At 64.6% G+C, this 18,099-nt stretch carries 22 protein-coding genes and 1 tRNA gene; 15 read left to right on the top strand and 8 right to left on the bottom strand.

Translation table 11 applies throughout. The features are described from left to right. Positions 1–15: 15 nt before the first annotated feature. A complete protein-coding gene (locus IC614_RS11315; protein WP_200971566.1) occupies positions 16–603 on the bottom strand; it encodes a TadE/TadG family type IV pilus assembly protein in 588 nt (195 codons plus the stop codon). Continuing rightward, complete coding sequence (locus IC614_RS11310; RefSeq protein ID WP_200971565.1) at positions 603–2,375, bottom strand: pilus assembly protein; 1,773 nt, start codon at positions 2,373–2,375, stop codon at positions 603–605. Before IC614_RS11310 ends, IC614_RS11315 begins: the two co-directional genes overlap by 1 nt. 137 nt (positions 2,376–2,512) lie before the next feature. On the opposite strand from IC614_RS11310, the gene IC614_RS11305 reads away from it, so the two are divergent. The 6 genes from IC614_RS11305 to IC614_RS11280 all read left to right on the top strand — a co-directional run bounded on the left by IC614_RS11305 (position 2,513) and on the right by IC614_RS11280 (position 5,880). Next, positions 2,513–2,836 carry a polyhydroxyalkanoic acid system family protein gene (locus tag IC614_RS11305; RefSeq protein ID WP_200971564.1) on the top strand — a complete coding sequence of 108 codons (324 nt, stop codon included), beginning with the start codon at positions 2,513–2,515 and terminating at the stop codon, positions 2,834–2,836. A 63-nt stretch (positions 2,837–2,899) separates the two neighbouring features. Then, the gene (locus tag IC614_RS11300) at positions 2,900–4,207 is read left to right on the top strand and encodes an FAD-dependent oxidoreductase (protein ID WP_200971563.1); all 1,308 of its coding nucleotides are present in this window, start codon (positions 2,900–2,902) and stop codon (positions 4,205–4,207) included. 89 nt (positions 4,208–4,296) lie between these two features. Continuing rightward, a tRNA-Pro gene (locus tag IC614_RS11295) sits at positions 4,297–4,373 on the top strand. 93 nt (positions 4,374–4,466) lie between these two features. After that, entirely contained in the window at positions 4,467–4,643 is a 177-nt protein-coding gene (locus tag IC614_RS11290) for a hypothetical protein (RefSeq protein WP_200971562.1), read from the top strand. Between the two features lie 120 nt (positions 4,644–4,763). Further along, positions 4,764–5,138 carry a hypothetical protein gene (locus tag IC614_RS11285; protein WP_200971561.1) on the top strand — a complete coding sequence of 125 codons (375 nt, stop codon included), beginning with the start codon at positions 4,764–4,766 and terminating at the stop codon, positions 5,136–5,138. A 115-nt stretch (positions 5,139–5,253) separates the two neighbouring features. Then, a complete protein-coding gene (locus IC614_RS11280) occupies positions 5,254–5,880 on the top strand; it encodes a hypothetical protein (protein WP_200971560.1) in 627 nt (208 codons plus the stop codon). Between the two features lie 102 nt (positions 5,881–5,982). Here IC614_RS11280 and IC614_RS11275 read toward each other — a convergent pair whose 3' ends face one another. Together IC614_RS11275 and IC614_RS11270 are read right to left on the bottom strand one after the other, a co-directional pair. Beyond that, positions 5,983–6,285 (bottom strand): glycine zipper 2TM domain-containing protein, encoded by a 303-nt coding sequence (locus tag IC614_RS11275; protein ID WP_200971559.1) that lies wholly within the window; start codon positions 6,283–6,285, stop codon positions 5,983–5,985. 166 nt (positions 6,286–6,451) lie between these two features. Next, on the bottom strand, positions 6,452–6,757 hold the full coding sequence (locus IC614_RS11270) for a hypothetical protein (RefSeq protein WP_200971558.1): 306 nt from the start codon (positions 6,755–6,757) through the stop codon (positions 6,452–6,454). Between the two features lie 129 nt (positions 6,758–6,886). On the opposite strand from IC614_RS11270, the gene IC614_RS11265 reads away from it, so the two are divergent. From IC614_RS11265 to IC614_RS11250, 4 genes are all read left to right on the top strand, one after another. After that, the gene (locus IC614_RS11265; protein ID WP_200971557.1) at positions 6,887–7,405 is read left to right on the top strand and encodes a hypothetical protein; all 519 of its coding nucleotides are present in this window, start codon (positions 6,887–6,889) and stop codon (positions 7,403–7,405) included. A gap of 400 nt (positions 7,406–7,805) precedes the next feature. Beyond that, positions 7,806–7,997, top strand: a complete 192-nt coding sequence (locus tag IC614_RS11260; RefSeq protein ID WP_200971556.1) for a hypothetical protein — start codon at positions 7,806–7,808, stop codon at positions 7,995–7,997. 89 nt (positions 7,998–8,086) lie between these two features. Beyond that, a complete protein-coding gene (locus IC614_RS11255) occupies positions 8,087–8,656 on the top strand; it encodes a CC0125/CC1285 family lipoprotein (protein WP_200971555.1) in 570 nt (189 codons plus the stop codon). A 65-nt stretch (positions 8,657–8,721) separates the two neighbouring features. Next, entirely contained in the window at positions 8,722–9,009 is a 288-nt protein-coding gene (locus tag IC614_RS11250) for a hypothetical protein (RefSeq protein WP_207791117.1), read from the top strand. Here IC614_RS11250 and IC614_RS11245 read toward each other — a convergent pair. Beyond that, on the bottom strand, positions 9,006–9,398 hold the full coding sequence (locus IC614_RS11245) for a hypothetical protein (RefSeq protein WP_200971553.1): 393 nt from the start codon (positions 9,396–9,398) through the stop codon (positions 9,006–9,008). The genes IC614_RS11250 and IC614_RS11245 overlap by 4 nt on opposite strands. Before the next feature lie 53 nt (positions 9,399–9,451). Here IC614_RS11245 and IC614_RS11240 point away from each other — a divergent pair, with 53 nt between their 5' ends. Next, positions 9,452–9,682, top strand: a complete 231-nt coding sequence (locus tag IC614_RS11240; protein ID WP_200971552.1) for a KTSC domain-containing protein — start codon at positions 9,452–9,454, stop codon at positions 9,680–9,682. A 21-nt stretch (positions 9,683–9,703) separates the two neighbouring features. On the opposite strand, the gene IC614_RS11235 is transcribed toward IC614_RS11240, so the two are convergent. Beyond that, a complete protein-coding gene (locus IC614_RS11235; RefSeq protein WP_200971551.1) occupies positions 9,704–10,306 on the bottom strand; it encodes a YdeI/OmpD-associated family protein in 603 nt (200 codons plus the stop codon). A 104-nt stretch (positions 10,307–10,410) separates the two neighbouring features. On the opposite strand from IC614_RS11235, the gene IC614_RS11230 reads away from it, so the two are divergent. The 4 genes from IC614_RS11230 to IC614_RS11215 all read left to right on the top strand — a co-directional run bounded on the left by IC614_RS11230 (position 10,411) and on the right by IC614_RS11215 (position 15,923). After that, positions 10,411–13,242 carry a M16 family metallopeptidase gene (locus tag IC614_RS11230; protein ID WP_200971550.1) on the top strand — a complete coding sequence of 944 codons (2,832 nt, stop codon included), beginning with the start codon at positions 10,411–10,413 and terminating at the stop codon, positions 13,240–13,242. Positions 13,243–13,327: 85 nt separating this feature from the next. Beyond that, a complete protein-coding gene (locus tag IC614_RS11225) occupies positions 13,328–14,398 on the top strand; it encodes a sensor histidine kinase (RefSeq protein ID WP_200973206.1) in 1,071 nt (356 codons plus the stop codon). Next, on the top strand, positions 14,395–15,195 hold the full coding sequence (locus IC614_RS11220) for a LytR/AlgR family response regulator transcription factor (RefSeq protein WP_200971549.1): 801 nt from the start codon (positions 14,395–14,397) through the stop codon (positions 15,193–15,195). Before IC614_RS11225 ends, IC614_RS11220 begins: the two co-directional genes overlap by 4 nt. Positions 15,196–15,272: 77 nt before the next feature. Further along, on the top strand, positions 15,273–15,923 hold the full coding sequence (locus IC614_RS11215; protein ID WP_200971548.1) for a DUF4893 domain-containing protein: 651 nt from the start codon (positions 15,273–15,275) through the stop codon (positions 15,921–15,923). On the opposite strand, the gene IC614_RS11210 is transcribed toward IC614_RS11215, so the two are convergent. Together IC614_RS11210 and IC614_RS11205 are read right to left on the bottom strand one after the other, a co-directional pair. Next, complete coding sequence (locus tag IC614_RS11210) at positions 15,920–17,155, bottom strand: ABC transporter permease (RefSeq protein WP_200971547.1); 1,236 nt, start codon at positions 17,153–17,155, stop codon at positions 15,920–15,922. The two genes, IC614_RS11215 and IC614_RS11210, sit on opposite strands and share 4 nt — an antisense overlap. After that, complete coding sequence (locus IC614_RS11205; protein WP_200971546.1) at positions 17,152–18,096, bottom strand: ABC transporter ATP-binding protein; 945 nt, start codon at positions 18,094–18,096, stop codon at positions 17,152–17,154. The genes IC614_RS11210 and IC614_RS11205 overlap by 4 nt, the downstream gene beginning before the upstream one ends. Positions 18,097–18,099: the final 3 nt, after the last annotated feature.

Raw genomic sequence — 18,099 nt, 5'->3', positions numbered from 1 at the left:
GCGACCGGGCCGCTTTCACGAGCATCGCGTCACCACGGGGCTGCTGGAATCCTCATAAGGCTGGTTGCGGACAATGGTGGTGCCGACAATGCTCTGCAGCTCCGGCCAGCCGAGCAGGGACGCCATCGGGAAGAAACGTTTGTAGGTGACGGTCATCTTGTACAGCACCGCGTCCTCGGCGCCGCCTTGCCCCGATCGCCCGACATCGGAATCCCAGCGGCCGTTGCCGTTCACGTCCTCATAACATTCGCCGACATCGTATCGGCCATTGGCGGGCGCGCCGTCGGAAAAGCGTTCCGGCTGCCCGATCTCGCTGAAACTTTCGTAATTCAGCCGCTCGGGAGCGAAGTCCGCGTCCCGGCCGACGATGGGCATCACCGCGGACTTCACGAGGGCGTCGATCGCCGCCGTTCGCGCCGGCCCGGTCGCAAGCGTCGAATCCCGCGCCGCTTTCTGCATGGCGCCGGTGAGCAGCGTCTGCGCGTAAAGCCGCTGGCCGAGGTCGAACAGGCCCATCAGCAACAGGATCATGATCGGCGCCAGCAAGGCGAACTCGATGGCCGTCACGCCCTTCGTATCGCGCCGGAGCGAATGGAGGCGCATCAGTTGGAAAGCCTCAACCGCGCGAGGCGCGACGCGATATATTGGAAACGCTGCTGCAGCTCAGCGGGATTGGCCGCTTCGAACGCCTGCCCCGGCGTAGCGCAATCGATGAGATGCTGGTTACTGGGATCGATGAAGCTCCGCTCGAACAGAATGACCCAGACGCTGACATTGTCGGCCTTTGCGGCGGCGCAAGCGATAGCAAAGCGATTCTTAAGCTTTGCCTGCCCATCGACACCGGAATAGCTGCTGTCCCGCAACCAATGATCGAGCTCCTCAATCCCGTAGATGTTGTAGCTGTAGTCATTTGGATTGAATGTGCCGTCCATCATGATGATCATGTGACGCAGGACTGGTTTGCCATTGGGGGCTGGGCCGTGATTGCTCGCGAACAGACCGCGCGTGGACATCAGGCGCCCGCCCCAAATCATCGCCGCTTCGTGCAACGCATCGCTGGCTCCTACCGGCGACGGATCCAAAGTGTTAATATAATTTGCCACTACCCCTTGACTGTGTTCACCGAGCTGCAAAGCAGGTTTGGGACAATCATAGTCCGGTCTGTTATCAACGATGATTTCCCTTGACCAGAACGGGTCTGACTCACTTAATAAAAGTCCAGTGCTTGGCGTTGGTTGGCGGAAAGAAACTGCGGGCCAGACCGGCGCCCACCGCGTTTCCTGCGAATCCGGCACTCGGTGGATGTCGTCCTGCCCAACCTTACGTTCTTCTATGCAGCCATCCCAACGGGACGAAGGGTCAATGCTAGAAGACGGAGCCCAGGCAGGATTGGAAACTGTCTCGCCCCGAACCAGAGGGTCGATATCGTAGTTAACCCGCATATGGTCCCAAAGTGGGTGGTAATAATCTCTCACGGTTTGGATCGTGCGGGTGCAGCTATTACCGACGTAGCTCACGAAAATATGCGTTCTGACCGTGACGAGGCCCGGAGGGGCGCCCTCTACTTCCCGGTCATTGCCTCCGTTAGTCGCCCATGCCCTGCATTCAGCCTCACTGGACCTAGCTTCGCTGAACGTGTCACTGCTATTTTGAATTCTAATTGTCCTGTAGGATGAAGAAGGTTGACGCGAGTTGTAGCCATAAAGCCCGCTCCGCATCGCCCCGATAGGCTGCAGAAGACCACCAACGTTAACGTTGCTGGAATAAGGGATGAACCCCACGCGCAGCCGTGAACCCGATCCTTGGGTGGCACTGTTGAGCGTGCTGTAAAAATCCGTGACAGACCTCCTAAGTGCCTCGATCCAGCCACCCTGCATGCCGCCGGTGATGTCGAACAGGAACATGATGTCGTTGTTGACGATGTTCAGTTCCGCATTGCATTTGACCGACATCGGGATGCGGTCATAGCCGAAGATGCGCATCAGGGTCGCCGGGACGCGGGCGGATGCCGTGCCTTGGACCGCCTTGATCGCCGGGCCGCTTCCGTCCACCTGAGTGACGTTGAAACTCACGCCTTCCGCGCCATAAGCGCCCGATCGCAGATTGGCGTCGAAAAAGGCCTGCGCCTGCTGGCGGGCGGCGGGCGTCAAATCGTCGCCGGTCATCGTGCGGCGCCCGGCCAGGGCGCCCGCGTCGCACGCCTCCTGGAGCCGTGTCTTGACGAGGTACGCGCGGCTCGCATCGACGGCGCCGCCGATGATCCCGATCAGCGGAATCGTGGCGGCCGCCATGATCGGCAGCGCGTTGCCGCGCTTATCCTTTAGGATTTTGGTCAGTTTTTCAAAAAGATGAACCGCGCCAGCGCTGAACGACACATTGCCCCCATGCTTGTCTGTTCACCCCATTCTTGTCTTTTTTCTTTTGGCTTTGCCCGCGAAGGGCTAAATATCCGTTAATCCGGACATGATGTCCGGATCGTGCAGTCGGTACCGCATGCGTCAGAAAGCCCGCCATGACCACCCCTCTTGTCATCAATCTTCCCCATAAGCTCGGCCGGGACGAAGCGCGGCGCCGGATCGAAGGCGGCACGAGCAAGCTCGCGAGCCACATACCCGGCGGCGCCGCCGAAGTGTCGCACGATTGGGCCGGCGATCGCATGAACCTGTCGGTCCAGGCGATGGGGCAAGCCGTGACGAGCCAGATCGATGTCGAGGAGGCCAATGTCCGCCTTCAAGTGCTGCTGCCCGGCATGCTCGGCATGTTCTCCAGCCAGATCGAAGCCTTCCTGCGCGGCAAGGGCGGCCAGTTGCTCGAGGACAAGAGCCGCAAGGACTGACGCCTTATCGCTGGACTCCCCGGCCCGCCGCGCTAGCATCCCGCCAAGATACGGGAGGCGTCCATGCGGCATGTGGCGGTGATCGGTTCGGGTCCGGCGGGCTATTACAGTGCGGAAGCGCTGCAGAAAGCGTTCGGCGACGATGTCCGGATCGACGTGATCGACCGGCTTCCGGTTCCCTACGGCCTCATCCGTTTCGGCGTCGCGCCCGACCATCAATCGATCAAGGCGGTGTCCAAGCGCTATGAGAAAGTCGCGCTGACCGACAATGTCCGCTTCGTGGGCAATGTGACGGTCGGCAAGGATGTGACCGTCGACGAGCTGCTGTCCCTGTACGACGCCGTGATCCTCGCGACGGGCGCGCCGCACGATCGCCCGCTCGGCATCCCGGGCAGCGATCTCCCCGGCGTGATCGGATCGGCGGCCTTCGTCGGCTGGTATAACGGCCATCCCGATTTCGCCGATCTCGATCCGCCCTTGAACGGCGCCGACGCGGCGGTGATCGGCAACGGCAATGTCGCCTTGGACGTCGCCCGCATATTGTCGAAGACGGAGGCGGAATTTGCCGGATCGGACATTGCCGGCCATGCGCTTGAAGCCCTCAACGGATCGGCGATCCGCACGATCCATATTCTCGGCCGCCGCGGCCCGCACCAGATCGCGATGACGCCCAAGGAGCTGGGCGAACTCGGCCATCTCGATGCCGCCGCGCCGCGCGTCGATGCGGCCGACTTGCCGCCCCCAGCCGCCGACGAGACGCTGGAGCCAGGCCTCCGCAAATCCGTCGCCCATCTCCGCGCGTTCGCCGAAGCCGGCGCGGCCAAGGCGAAAGTCATCGATTTCGATTTCTTCGCCGCCCCCGTCGCGATCGAAGGTGACGGCAAGGCGGAGCGCATCGTCGTGGAGCGGACGCGCCTCGACGTTGCGGGAGGGGCGGTCGGCACCGGGGAAACCTATGCCATTCCCGCCAGCCTTGTCGTCACGTGCATTGGCTATCGCACCCCGCCCATCGCTGGCATTCCCTATGACGACCGGCTCGGCCGCTTCGTCAACCGGGACGGGCTGATCGGAGACGGCTTGTACTGCGTCGGCTGGGCGCGGCGCGGGCCGACCGGCACGATCGGCACCAACCGGCCGGACGGCTATGAAGTCGCCGAAGCGATCGCCGCGACGCTCGGGCCCGGCGACAGCGGCAAGGCAGGCCGCTCCGGCCTCGACGCGCTGCTCGCCGGACGCAATGTCGACATCGTCACCTTCCGCGATTGGCAGAAGATCGAGGCCGCGGAAATCGGCCGCGCCCGCGCCGGGGCGCCGCGCGAAAAATTCATCCAGATAGCCGACATGCTGGATGCGGCCCGGCCCAACCGCTGAGCCGCCAGAAGGCCGCTTGCATCGCCCGGAGCCCGCCCCTATAGGCGTCCACCTGCCTTCCGGTCGGCCTTCGGGCCGGACGCATCGGTCGGGGAGTAGCTCAGCCTGGTAGAGCACTGTCTTCGGGAGGCAGGGGCCGGAGGTTCGAATCCTCTCTCCCCGACCATTTCTCTTCATCTTTGCAATATTTCCGCTCCGGATTCGCAATGCCCGTGCTGGGCCTTAAGGAACATCGTGCGGGCCAAGCGGTTGGTCGCCCATGATTTTTCCGGCTGTCCCCGCGCTCGTCATCCTGATGCTGGCCTATATGTTCTGGCTCGCCGTCTTCCGCATGCGGCGGGAGAGGATCGCGTTCGCGCGGGCCGAAATCCGGCGGCGGCTGGCGGCGCGGCGGGCGCGGCGCGAGAAGCGGCGGCTGGCGCAGCTTCATCGATAACCTCCCCTTGCGGCCTGATGTGCGCCAGTCCGCATTTCGGATCCGCCGAAATGCGTTGAGCCTCCGGAACGGGATGTTCTTCTCCGCCGTTTTCCATTTCTCAACCAAGGAGACCATGACGTGGAAAATCAGCGCGACCAGGACAATCAAAATCCCAACCGTAGCCAGCAACAACACCAGCAGGGCGGCGCGCAGGGCGCCTCGTCCGATTATGGCAGCAACCGGGCGCAGCCGAGCCAGGGCGCTGAAAATCCGCTCGATCAGCAGCAGGCCAATCAGGACCGCGAACCCAATCGTTTCGACGACAGCAAATCCTATTCCAGCGGCCAGCAGGAGCAGCAAGGCGGCATGGGGGGCGAGCCGGGCCGCCAGCAGCAGGGCTTCGGACAGGATCGGGAGCGCCAGCAGAATCAGGAAGAAAGCAGCCTTGAAAGCGAAGAAAGTGAAAGCGGCGACGAAGAGGATGACGACATCCAATTCCGCAGCGACATCTGATCGGATTTGACGACCGGAGGCCGCCCTTTTCGAGGGGCGGCCTTTTGTCGAATTGGAACTGTTTTCCTGGCCGCTCGTCTGTTACGCTCGAAAAACGACCATGCTGGAGGCGGCCATGCAAGACACGAACAATCCCGGTAAGGACAGCCAGACCGAGGCTGCGAAGAAGAAATTGCGCAAGGCGGGCGACAAGGCCGCCGAGCTGGCGAAGAACCCGGTCGCCCAGGGCGTCCTTGCCGCAGGCCTGGTGACCGCCGCTGCCGCATTATCCACCAACAAGAAGGTACGCGACGGCGCGAAGAAGGCGGGCCAAAATGCCGCCGACACTGCCGAGGACGCGTTCGACAAGGCGACCCGCGTCGGCGTCGCGATCATCGCCGCGGCGGCCGATGCGGTCCGCAAGATGCTGGGCGGCAATGGCGCCGGAAACGGGGAACGCAACGCCGCGCCCGCGCAGTCGGCGAAGGCGGAACCCGCGACGCGGGCGGAAGCGCCGAAGGCGAGCCAGGCAAGCGCCTCTGCCAAGCCGCGTTCGTCATCGGCACGGAAGCCGAAGGCGGCGGCGAAACCCGACGCCGCCAAGCCCGCGGCGGCAAAGGCGAAGTCGTCCACGGCCGCGAGGAAGCCGGCTGCCAAAAGTGCCGACGGTGGCAAACCGGCGGCGAAGAAAACCTCTTCCGCCTCCGCCCGCAAGACCGGCGCCGCGGCCAGGACGAAGGCCGCGCCGCGCAGCAAGGCCTGATCTTTTTTCGATAAGGAAAAGGCCGGGATGGCAGCACTGCCATCCCGGCCTTTTCCTTATTCGGCCCGGCTGGGCGCACTCGTCCGCCCAGGCCTTTGCCGTTTAGCGGCAGCGGCTCCGGCCGCGTTCGATCTCGCGACCGATCAGGGCACCGGCGGCAGCGCCGAGAATGGTGCCTGTCGCGCGGTCGCCGCGCGTATCGATCGCCCGGCCGGCGAGGGCACCGGCCGCGCCGCCGACCAGCATCCCGGTCGTGCCGTTCGGACGCTTGCACCGCCAGCGGCCACGGCTGTCCTTCCAGGTTTTGCCATGATAGCCGTCATGGGCGACGGCCGGAGCGGTCGGAAGGGCAACCATCGGAACGCTCATCGAAGCGGCGGCGATCGCCAAGGAAATCTTACGCATAACATCAACCCTTTTACTCATTGTTGTGGGGAACCAACGCGGCCTGCATCGCAGCGGTTTCATTAACCCTGCACAACGAACCCGGCTCCAAGCGCCGGGCGAGACGCGGGCTGCGATGAGATGTTATGGTTAACGGATGAACCGAAGGAAAGGGGAGCGAAACGGACTATTTGAGCGCGCAGGCCAGCGCCGATGCCGACACGACTTCGAAGATTTCCGGATCGTCCACCTGCCGCACCCGATCGACGAAGCGGCGCACGGTGAGGCTACGGCCCTCCTCTTTCAAATCGTCGGCGAGGCTGGAAATCCTGCGCAGCTGGAACACGGTCAGGCGATTGGTCCAGCGCCCGGCCATGCATTGCGCCATCGGACGGGATAAGCCCGCTTCCGACAATCGACTCGCCACACGTCCCTCGAACGGCTGCGCGCAGGCGGAAAGGGACAACAGGACCAGAAAAGGAAAAATGCGCATGGGCGATTTCGTTTCGGATATGGGGGCGATTGATCCATCATATCCGGATCGAAACCGCTTCGCCACGGTTTCCACGGCACAGGCTTCAAGGGAGTGTAGCGTATGAAAGTGTCGCGTCAGTTACTGCTTATGGGGACCACAGCCGTCCTCGCCGCTTGCGTGCCCCAGCGGCAGCAAATCCCCGCGCCGCCTCCGGTCCGGCCGCAGGCTCCGCCTCCCGCTCCGGTGCCTCCTCCCCCGCCAGCCGCGCCCCCGAAAAACTGGGCGGACCTGCCGCTCACCCCTGGCAATTGGTATTACCGGGATGAGGCGCAGACCTCCCAGGCCCTGTTCGGCCCGCCCGCGAGCGAGGCCCTTTTCCTGGTCCGCTGCACGAAGGCCAGCGGCCAGGTCACGCTGCAACGCGCGGGAACGACGACCGGAAACACCATGACGGTGCGAACATCCTTCACCGCGCGCAACCTGCCGATTTCGATCCAGACCGATCCGCTTCCTTATCTGACCGCGACTCTTCCGGCGACCGACCCTCTGCTCGACAGCATTGCGTTCAGTCGCGGCCGCTTCACGGTCGAGGTGACGGGCGAACCGATGCTCGTCATCCCCGCCTGGCCCGAACCCGCGCGCGTCGTCGAAGATTGCCGAAGATGAAGATGCAATAAGGAAAGGCGATCTGCGCGGCGGCCCGTTCGCCTGGATCGCCCGGGCGTGGCGCGAAGTGCGGAATCTTATAGAGAAATTAGTTTGATACAAGACTTGATCGCCGATTCGCCGCGACTCATATTGATGTCATCTTCAACGAGCGAAAGGAGGTGATCCGATGTCTCATGGTTCAGCTAAGAGGTCGGTTCGGTTCGTTCGGGAGACGAAGGCTTAAGGGCTTTCGCGGTCTCCCGGGCTGGAGCCCCTCCGGCCGCTGACCATGTTGGAAGGGTCGCTGGATCATGGGTCCGGCGGCCCTTTCGCTTGCCTGGAATCCACCCGCCATGCGGCGGAACCCCATCCCCGCCGGAACGTTCGTTTCGCAGCCAAAATCAAGGGAGTCCGGGCCATGGATGAGCGCGAACGCGAAACGCATACCACGATCGTCGAGACGGATCGCGGCGGAGGCGGCGGCACGATCGCGCTGATCGTCCTGGTCCTGCTCGTCCTTCTCGGCCTGTTCCTGTTCCGCGACCAGATTTTCGGCGGATCGGACGTTCCGGAAAAGGTCGACGTCGAAATCACCACCAACGGCGGCTGACACCCGGCGCCCGTCTCGCGAAAGAGGTGGCGCACGGAACGGCGGCCCCCTCCCTGCGTTTCTTCCGAAAAGAGAAGAAAGGCCGCGCCATGACCAGCCGTGTCCAATCGAGAAAGCCGAAATTACTCCTCCCCCTCACCGCGGCGCTTGCGCTCGCCGCCTGTGCGACGGCGACGCCTTACCAGCCGCTCGGCACGTCGGGCGCCTCGGGCGGCTATACCAGCCAGCGCATCGAGGATAATCGCTACCGCGTTACCTTCAGCGGCAATCAATTCACCAGCCGCGACCGGGTGGAGAATTACCTCCTCTACCGCGCCGCCGAGCTGACCCTGCAGCAGGGCTTCGACGGCTTCACCATCGTCCAGCGCGCGACCGACCGGCGGACGGAAACGGACGTGACCCGCGATCCGTTCGGCCCCGGGCCCTATGGCTATTGGGGTCCGTCCTGGCGCTATCGCGGTCCTTATGGCTGGCGGACCTGGGATCCCTGGTATGGCGATCCGTTCTTCGATCGCAGCATCGATGTGCGGACCATCGATCAATATGAGGCGAGCGCCGAAATCGTGATGTTCCGCGGACCGCGCCGGGACGACCGCTACAGCTTCGACGCGCGGCAGGTCATTGCGAACCTGGGACCGACGATCCAGCTTCCCCGCTAAGCGGGTCGCGCCGGTTCATTGATGGGTAAGGTGGAAAGGGCTATAGAGACAGCATTATGGGACTGATGACTCTCCTCAAGCGGCAAAAGCCCGTCCATCTCGTGGCTATCGCGGTCGGCATCGGCCTTCTCGCGCTTGCCGCCGGGCCGGTCGCGGCGATGGCTGCCGATCCCGTCCGCAAGACGCCGGACAATTTCGCTTATGACATCAAGGACGGAAAGCGCGTGCCCAAGGCGGGCAACCGCGTCACCAATCCCGACGGCAGCTGGCGCGAAGAGCGCCAGGACGGCGATTGCGTGATCGTTCGCGAAAAGACCGCCAGCGGCGAATATCGCGAAACCCGCAGCTGCTAATTTCCCGCAGCCTCCGGAAAGCGGCAGGCCGGTAGCCCGAGCTTCGCATTGTCCGCGCAGGTCCGGGTCTGGACCCGGCCGGACGCACCGACGAATATGGCCCAATCGCGATTGCCCTCGCAGCGCAGGGTCCACATCTTGAGGCCCTGATAATCTTCCTGGAAACCGCTTGTCAGAAAGCGCGGGCAGCTGCCGCCATTGTCCTGCACCGCGCGGCGCAACGTCAGGCCCCGGTCGGTCTCGTTCAAGGCCGTCAGCCGTTCGTGAAAGGGATTGGGCCGCGATGCTTTCGCCGCCGCGGTTTCGTTGGCGGGCGGCGGATCGGCATCGCCGCATGCGGAGGTGAGCAGAACAAGCGCCAGTGCGATCCCGCGTCCCATCGTCATCATCCTGTCTCCCATCCTGTGGAACCCTTATCGCCGTCTTTCTGTTGCCCGCAATCATGCCGCGCGTGCAATCCTCCTCGGTCGAACGGGTGGACTATACGCCCGAAAGCCGCACCCTCGATATCTGGTACACGGATGCCGGCCGCTATTCTTATTCCAACGTTCCCGAAAGCGTCTACCGGGCGCTCCTGGCGGCGCCGTCGATCGGCCGCTTCGTCAATGCGCAGGTGAAGGACCGTTACGCCTTCACCCCGACGCCCGGCCGCCGGAAGTTCCGGCCGGACTGAATATGCGTGGCGGCCCGCCCTTCAGGCGCCGCACCCTTTTTCGTACCGCCAGTTGCGTTTCTTGCCCTCCGCGATCCAGATCATGGCCTGCGCGATCCGGCTGCCGCGCGTTTCCGCCCGCTTCGCTTCGACGATCCATTCGAGATACTCCCGCCTGGCGGAGGGGCTGAAGGCTTCGAAAACCGCTCTTGCCCGTGGATCCGCGTCCAATGCCTCGCGAAAGTCCCCGGGCATTTCGGGCATCGGCTTCGGCTCCTTTTTCGGCCGCTTCACGCCGGTTTCCGAAAGCGCCATCGCGGCGCGGATCAGTGCCGCCAGCTCCGCCTCCTCCGGCAGGTCGGCGACCGCCGTCAGCTTGCCGAACTGTCCCATCGCCCCGCTGCTGCCCGCCGCCGCGCCGGTCAGCGCCGCGCCGTGCAGGAAATTGAGCGCCGCATGCGCCTTGAACCCGGCCATCATCGCGATCTGCCTGCCGTTGTGGAGGAAGGCGGGCGCGCCCCATTTGATGTCTTCCGCGATATCCGGCGCCGCGCGGTGCATGACGGCGCGAATATGGGTCAGGATCGGCCGCGCGAAATCGGCCTGGCGGGCGATATAGGCGTCGACGCGGTCATCCATGGGCATGAGGGGCTCTCCAGGGCATTTCCCATCTTCTCCCACCGTTCAGCGCCTGTCCATCCGCTTCGATGGAGGTTGCAAACCCCTCCACCCTCATTAGCTTAAGGCCCATGCATCGACCGATACGCTGGCTGATCGCCGCTTTCGCACTTCTCGCGACCCCGCTTGCCGCCGCCCAGCAGGGAAGCGACGGCTGGTTCTACGCGAACAGCGACATCGCCCCCGACCCTGCCTGGACGTTCGGCACCCTGCCGAACGGCGTCCGCTATGCGGTGCGCAAGAACGCCTTGCCGCAGGGCCAGGTCTCGATCCGGGTGCGCATCGACACCGGTTCCCTCAATGAAGAGGATCACCAGCAGGGCTGGGCCCACTTCGTCGAGCATCTGGCCTTCCGAGGCTCGGCGAGCTTCGGCGATCGCGAGGCGCGCCATATCTGGCAGCAATTCGGCGCCAGCTTCGGCAGCGATACCAATGCGACGACCGATTCGACGCAGACCGTCTATCAGCTCGATCTGCCGCATGCGGATCAGACCTCGCTCGACAAGAGCCTCCACGTTCTCTCGGAGATGGTCGACACCGCCCTCTTCGCGCCGGAAGCGGTGGATGCGGAGCGCAAGATCGTGCTCGCCGAAAAAAGGCGCCGGTCGGAACTCGCCTCCCGCTATGACGAAGTGTCCCGGCCGCTTTTCTATGCCGGCCTCAAATATGCCCAGCGCGACACGATCGGCACCGAAACCACGCTTGCCGGTGCCGACGCGGCGGGCCTCAAGGCTTTTTACGAACGTTGGTATCGTCCCGAACGCGCCACCATCGTCATGGTCGGCGACGCCGATCCGAAGATGATGGCGGACTTGATCGCCAAGCGCTTCGGCGACTGGAAGGCGGAAGGCCCGCCGCCTCCCGCCGTCGATTACGGCGCGATCATCCAGCCCAAGGAGGGCGCGGCATCGCTCGCTTATCCCGGCGCGCCTTATAACGCGTCGGTCGTCTGGCTGCGGCCCTATGAAGCCGAAGCGCCGACCCTGGCGCGCGAGAAACTGGATTTTGAACGGACGCTCGCCACGCAGATCATCAATCGCCGCCTCGAGGCCCATGCCCGCAGCGGCAAGGCCGCCTATGTCGGGGCGGGGGTCGGCAATGCGCGGTCGACCAACATCGCCGACACCACGCAGCTCAACATCACCGCGCGCGAGGGCCAGTGGCGCGAGAGCCTGAACCAGAGCTTCGCCATCATCGCCGACGCGTTGCGCGCGCCGCCGAGCGAGGCGGAAATCGCCCGCGAGCTTCAAAATATGCGGCGCGCCGCGGTTTCGGCCGTGGAAGGCGAAAATACGATCAAGTCGCAGCAATGGGCGCAGGCCCTGGTCGGCGCCATCGACGGCAACAGCGTCATTACCAGCGCGAAAACGTCGCTCATCCTGCTCGATCAATTGAGCCCGGCGATGACGCCGCAGGCGGTCTGGACGCGCATGAAAAGCCTGTTCGAAGGCTCCGGCCCCCGCATGGTGCTGCTCTCCCCCAGCGATGTCGGCGGGCAGGGCGCGGCGATGTCGGCGCTTCTGGCGGCGCAAAAGGCCGCGCCCGCGACGCGCGTGGCGGACCGGGTCGTGACGTTCGACGATCTGCCGAAGCTCGGCGCGCCCGGACGCGAGGTTTCGCGTCAGGAGATTGCGGACCTCGGCGTCACCATCGTTCGCTTCGCCAACGGCTCCACCCTCACCTTCAAGAAAACCGATTATGAGCAAGGCCGGGTCGGCGTGAAGCTGCTGTTCGGCGAAGGCGTCGCGGGCCTGCCCACCGACCGTTCGACGCTCGCCTTCATGAGCGGCGTCGTGGCGCCGTCGGGTCTGGCGGATCTCGACCTCGACGGGCTGGAGCGCCTGCTGACCGGGCGCCGCATCGCGATGAACTTCGCGGTGACCGAGGACGCGTTTCAATTGTCCGGCAGCACCAACAAGGAGGATCTGGCCGATCAGATGCGGCTGCTCGCGACCAAGCTCGCTTATCCGCGCTGGGACGACGCCTTGTTCGCGCGGGCCAAGGCCGGGATGCTCGACAGCTACGATCTCGCCTTCGCCTCGGCGTCGGCGCGCGCGGGCCGCGAATTTTCCGCCTTCGCCCGGCGCGGCGACCTCCGCTGGGCGACGCCCGAAAAAAGCGTCATCAGCGCCGCGACCGACGCGGAGTTTAAGGCTTTCTTCGCGCCCGCTCTCTCGACCGGCCCGATCGAGGCGATCGTCGTCGGCGACGTGGATATCGAAACCGCCGTCGCCGCCATGAAGGCGACCATCGCCGCTCTCCCTGCCCGCCCCGCCGCCGCGCAGCCGCGCCGCCCGGCATCTCCCCCGGCCCCGTCGCCCAAGCCGGTCGTCTTCACCCACAAGGGCGATCCGAGCCAGGCGCAGGCGATCATCGGCTGGACAACCTTTGGCGGCATGGAACGGCGCAAGGAATTGCGCGCGCTCGGCATGGCCGCCAACATCCTGCAGGTCCGCTTGTTCGACCGCCTGCGCGAGGAGGAGGGCGCGAGCTATTCCCCGACCGCATCGTCGGGCAGTTCCGACATCTTCCCCGATTGGGGCATCTTCTACGCCTCCGCCGAAATCCGGCCGGAAAGCGCCGATACCTTCTTCCGCATCGCGCGGGAAATCGTCGCCGATCTCGCCGCCAAGCCGGTGGAGCCGGACGAATTCGCCCGCGCCCAGAACCCGATCGTCAGCGGCATCGAACGGCGCCTGGCGACGAACGGCTATTGGCTCGACACGCTGGAGGGGTGGACGGAAGATCCCAGGCTGATAGAGCAGACGCGAACCTTCCTTGCCGACTATCAGGCGATGACGGCGGAAGATTTGCGGGCCGCGGTCGCGGCTCACGTCACCGAACAGGGCGATTGGTCGATGCTGGTGCTTCCGGAACAAAAGGCGGGAACGGTTGGCGACTGAGCCCGCGATCCTGACGCCGCCGGCGGCGATCGGCACGGCGGGCGCGGCGGCCACCCTGCCGCCCGCGCGGGGCAAGCGTTTCCATCTGCAGCAAGAACCTTTTTTCGACGACAAGAACCGCGCCTTCTGGATTCTCCAGTCGGCCGGGTGGGCGGGCTACTTTCTCCTCCGCGCGCTGTCCGGCCTCGCCAACGCGATGGGCTTCTCCTTCCTGCTGCACACCGCGCTGCTGACCGCGACCGGCTATTCGCTGACCCTGTTGATGGCGGCGGCCTACCGGCGGCTCTTCCGGTTGAAGCCGGTCATCACCTGGACGGTGTCGATCCTCCTCGTTTTCCTCGCCTCGGCCATCTTTTCGGCGATCGAAACGTGGAGCCACGCCACCTTCATCCGCCCCGGCTTCCGGCCCGAGGGCTTCCAGTTCTTCGGCGCGATCCTGCTCGATTTCACCCTGCTCGTCGCCTGGTCCGCGCTTTATTACAGCATCAATTACTACATCCTGCTGGAAGAACAGGCCGACAAGCTGCTCCGGCTCGAAGCGCAGGCCAGCTCGGCCCAGCTCGCCATGCTGCGCTACCAGCTCAATCCGCACTTTCTGTTCAACACGCTCAATTCCATCTCGACCCTCGTCCTGTTGCGGCAGACCGAGCGGGCGAATGCGATGCTCTCGCGCCTGTCATCCTTTCTCCGCTACACTTTGGTCAACGAACCCACCGGTTCGGTGACGATCGCGCAGGAAGTGGAGACGCTGAAGCTCTATCTGGAAATCGAAAAAATGCGGTTCGAGGACCGGCTCCGTCCCGCCTTCAACATCGATCCGCACGCGGCCCGGGCGCGGCTTCCCTCCCTTCTCCTTCAGCCGCTTGTCGAAAATGCGATCAAATATGCGGTGACGCCGCAGGAGGAAGGCGCGGAAATATCCATCGACGCGCACCGCATCGGCGACCGGGTGACGATCACCGTGTCGGATACCGGCCCCGGTCCCCAGGAACAATCCGCCGCGTCCGCCGTCTCAACCGGCGTCGGCTTGCCGAATATTCGGGACCGTCTGGCGCAAGCCTATGGCGCCGACCATCGTTTTGAGACTCAAACGAACACTTCAGGGGGATTTAGCGTTATCATCGATATTCCTTACCTAACCGAGGAACCCAAATGACCATCCGCACGATCCTGGTCGACGACGAACCGCTTGCCATCCAGGGCCTGCAGCTCCGCCTCGAACGCCACGAAGATGTCGAGATCATCGATACCTGCAACAATGGGCGGGAGGCGATCCGGTCGATCAAGACCCATAAGCCCGACCTCGTTTTCCTCGATATCCAGATGCCCGGCTTCGACGGCTTTTCCGTCATCCAGGGCTTGATGGAGGTGGAACCGCCGCTCTTCGTCTTCGTGACGGCTTATTCCGATCACGCGATCCGCGCGTTCGAAGCGCAGGCGGTCGACTATCTCATGAAGCCGGTGGAGGAAGACCGGCTCGCCGACACGCTGGAACGGGTGCGCCAGCGCCTCACCGAGCGGCGAAGCGCGGAGGAAGCGGGGAAGCTCAAGGAAGTGCTCGCCGAAGTCGCCCCCGACGCGGTCGATACCGTCGACCAGGCGGAGGAAGGCTATGCCGCCAACCGCTATGAAAAGCTCATCAACATCAAGGATCGCGGCCAGATCTACCGCGTCGACGTCGATTCCATCGAGAAGATCGACGCGGCGGGCGACTATATGTGCATCTATACCGGCGACAACACGCTCATCCTGCGCGAAACGATGAAGGACTTGGAAAAGCGCCTCGACCCGCGCCGCTTCCAGCGCGTGCACCGGTCGACCATCGTCAACCTCGACCAGGTCCGGCAGGTGAAGCCGCACACCAATGGCGAATGCTTCCTCGTCCTCGACAGCGGCAGCCAGGTGAAGGTCAGTCGCTCCTATCGCGACGTGGTTGCACGATTCGTTCACTGATCGCGCCTATCTGACAGGTTTGCCGGGCTCATCGACCGGCCTGTTGCGTACCGTCTGTCCACCCTCGTGGAGAAGAGATGCGACCGCGCCTCCGTTCGATCCTATGCACCCTGACCCTGGGGCTCGGCGCTTGCCAGACGCCAGCGCCGCCCAAGGCCGCGACCGTCATGATCGAGGTTCCAGACGAGGATAGATGGACGCGTGTCGCCACCGCTAGCGACACGGCAAAGATCGAATCGGTCGCAGCCGCCTGGTCCGACGCCCTGAAGCTCGCCAGGAGCAAGGGTTTCGGCCGCGCGATAGCGAATGAAGGCTCCCTTCTCGACCCCGGCGCCACGCTTCCGCGCCCGGCGCCGACGCCCGGTTTCTACCAGTGCCGTATCCTCCGCTTCGGCGCGCCGGGCACAAAGCAGCGCGCCTTCACCGCCTATAAGAGCTTCTATTGCTATGTCGGGGTCAATGAGGACCGGCTTGCCCTCACCAAGGATACAGGGTCCGAACGCCCGGGCGGTTATCTGTGGGACGATGAGGGCAGCAAGACCCGCCTGATCTTCCTCGGCGCTGTCGCGCTCGGCCCGGAAAAGGCGCCGCTTCCTTACGGCGAGAATGCGGCGCGCGACATTGCCGGCCTGTTCGAGCGGGTGGAGGATTTCCGCTTCCGCCTCGTCATGCCCGCGCCGCGCCCGGAATCGCGCCTGGACGTGATGGAATTGGTGCCCGCGCCCTAGGGCTTGCGCGCGAAGGCGGCTTTCAAGGGCCCGAAGAAGGATCCCGCCTTGCCCGATTTCATCACCGTCACGCGGAACATGAGCGTCGCCACCCGGACGATGATGAACAGCCAGGTGAGCTGCCACAGGATGGCGAGCAGATGGGGCCACAATGCGGGCGACTGGGCGGCGAGCGCGATCATCGTCAGCGGCGATGTGAGCGGGAACAAGGCCCCGCCGATCGTCCAGGACAGGTTGGCCTGGCCCACCGTGGCGCTGGCCGCGGCAAAGAAGATCAATTGCCCGAACGTGATCGGCATCGACAGGGTCTGCACCTCGCGCACGCTGTTCGCCTGCGCGCCGATGCCGACGAACAGGGCGCCGAACAGCATATAGTTGGCGGCGAAGTAGAAAAGCAGGAGCAGGATGAAGAGCGGCCACCCGACCGCGGGCGGGATCAGCCAGCCCGCCACGCCCTGGAAGAAATAGACCGCGGCGACGCCGAGCGTTCCCCAGATGACGACCCCGATCACGGAAATGGCGAGCATCGCCATGATCTTGCCGAGGAACACCGCGTCGAGCGGCACGGCGGCCGCGAGGATCTCGATGACCTTGTTCGATTTTTCCTCGACCAGGTTCGACAGCAGCATCCCGGCCAGGAAAATGGTGAAGAAGAAGATGACCGTCTGCCCGACGCGGGCAAGGGCATGGCGGCCCATATTGACCTCGCCGCCCGCGCCCGGCGTGGTGACGATGGCGACGTCAGGCGCCTGCGCCGCCGCGCCCGCGGCGCGCAAGGCGTCTCCGGTCCGGGCGGTTTCCGCGACGAGCGCCATTTCCTTCGACAGGTTGCCGACCGTATCGGCGGGACCGTAGATGACGGGACGGTCCAGCGTCCCGGTCATGACCGCCGACACGTTCGCCTCGCTGGACGCGAGGAGCGCGCGCGCCTGGGCCTCGCCCGCCCCTTCCGGCACGATGCTTTCGATCACCGGCAAGGCGCGTTCGCCCAGCGCTTCGCTCAATTTCTTGTGCGCGGCCTCCATCGCCGCCGCCGTTTCGGCCGCCGCGACGATCGCGACCTTCGGGCGGCTGATGTCGCGGTCGGCATCGCCGGTCGTCTCGCCGATCAGATAGCCGAACCCGATGCCGATCAGGGGCGCGAGCAGGAACAGGACGAACGTCCGCGAATAGACGGTCGCGACGAAATCGCGGCGGCAGATGATCCAGGCGGCCCGGAAAATGTCGTTCACGCTGCAGCCTCCATTCCGGCATCCCGCTTCATTTCACGCGCAGCGGCATCGCCCGCGATCGCCACGAAGGCGTCGTGCAGGCCGGGCCGCTCGATCGACAATTCCTCAATTCCCGCGCCGCCCTCGATTAGCGTCTTGAGCAAGGGCTCGATCCCGCTTCGGGGCAATTCGAACTGAAAACAGCCATCCGTCTGCACCGCGTCGGCGGGCAGCGCCTTCCGCCATGGCCCGTCCTGCGCGCGCGTCCTCAGCCGCACTTGCGGCCGCAGCCGGTCGCGCGCCTCGGAGACCTTGCCTTCGAAACGGAGCTTGCCGCCCGCGATGATCGCGATCCGCTCGCACAATCGCTCGGCATGGGCGATGACGTGGGTGGAAAAGATGACGGTCGTGCCGTCCGCCGCCTCCGCCTTGATCAGGCTTTCGAGCCGTCCCTGGTTGATGGCGTCGAGACCCGAAAACGGTTCGTCGAGGACGATCAGCTTCGGCCGGTGGACGATGGTGCCGAACAGCTGGACCGTCTGCGCCATGCCCTTGGACAGGCTCTTGATCGGCTTGTGAATATAATCGCCAAGGCCGTTGTCCCGCAGCATGCCCTCGGCGCGCTTGCGCCCCGTTTCGAGCGGCAGGCCGCGCAGCGCGCCCATGAAGGCGATGGCCTCGCGCGCCGTCATCGATGGATAGAGGCCGCGCTCCTCGGGCAGATAGCCGACGATGGCGGCCGCCTCGATCGGTTCGTCATGGCCGAGCAAAGTCCGTTCCCCCCGATCCGGATCGATGATGCCGAGCAGCATGCGAATCGTCGTGGTCTTGCCCGCGCCGTTGGGGCCGAGAATGCCGTAGATCGTGCCTTCCGGCACCATGATGTCGACGCCATCGACCGCCGTCTTGCCGTCAAACGCCTTGAACAGGCCTTTCGCCTCGATCGCCACCCCACCCGGCATCTT

It is taken from the genome of Sphingosinicella flava, from assembly GCF_016025255.1.
In the GTDB taxonomy this organism is placed as follows: domain Bacteria; phylum Pseudomonadota; class Alphaproteobacteria; order Sphingomonadales; family Sphingomonadaceae; genus Allosphingosinicella; species Allosphingosinicella flava.
The sequence above is the reverse complement of the archived record's forward strand: the minus strand, read 5'-3'. Positions and strand labels throughout refer to the sequence as shown.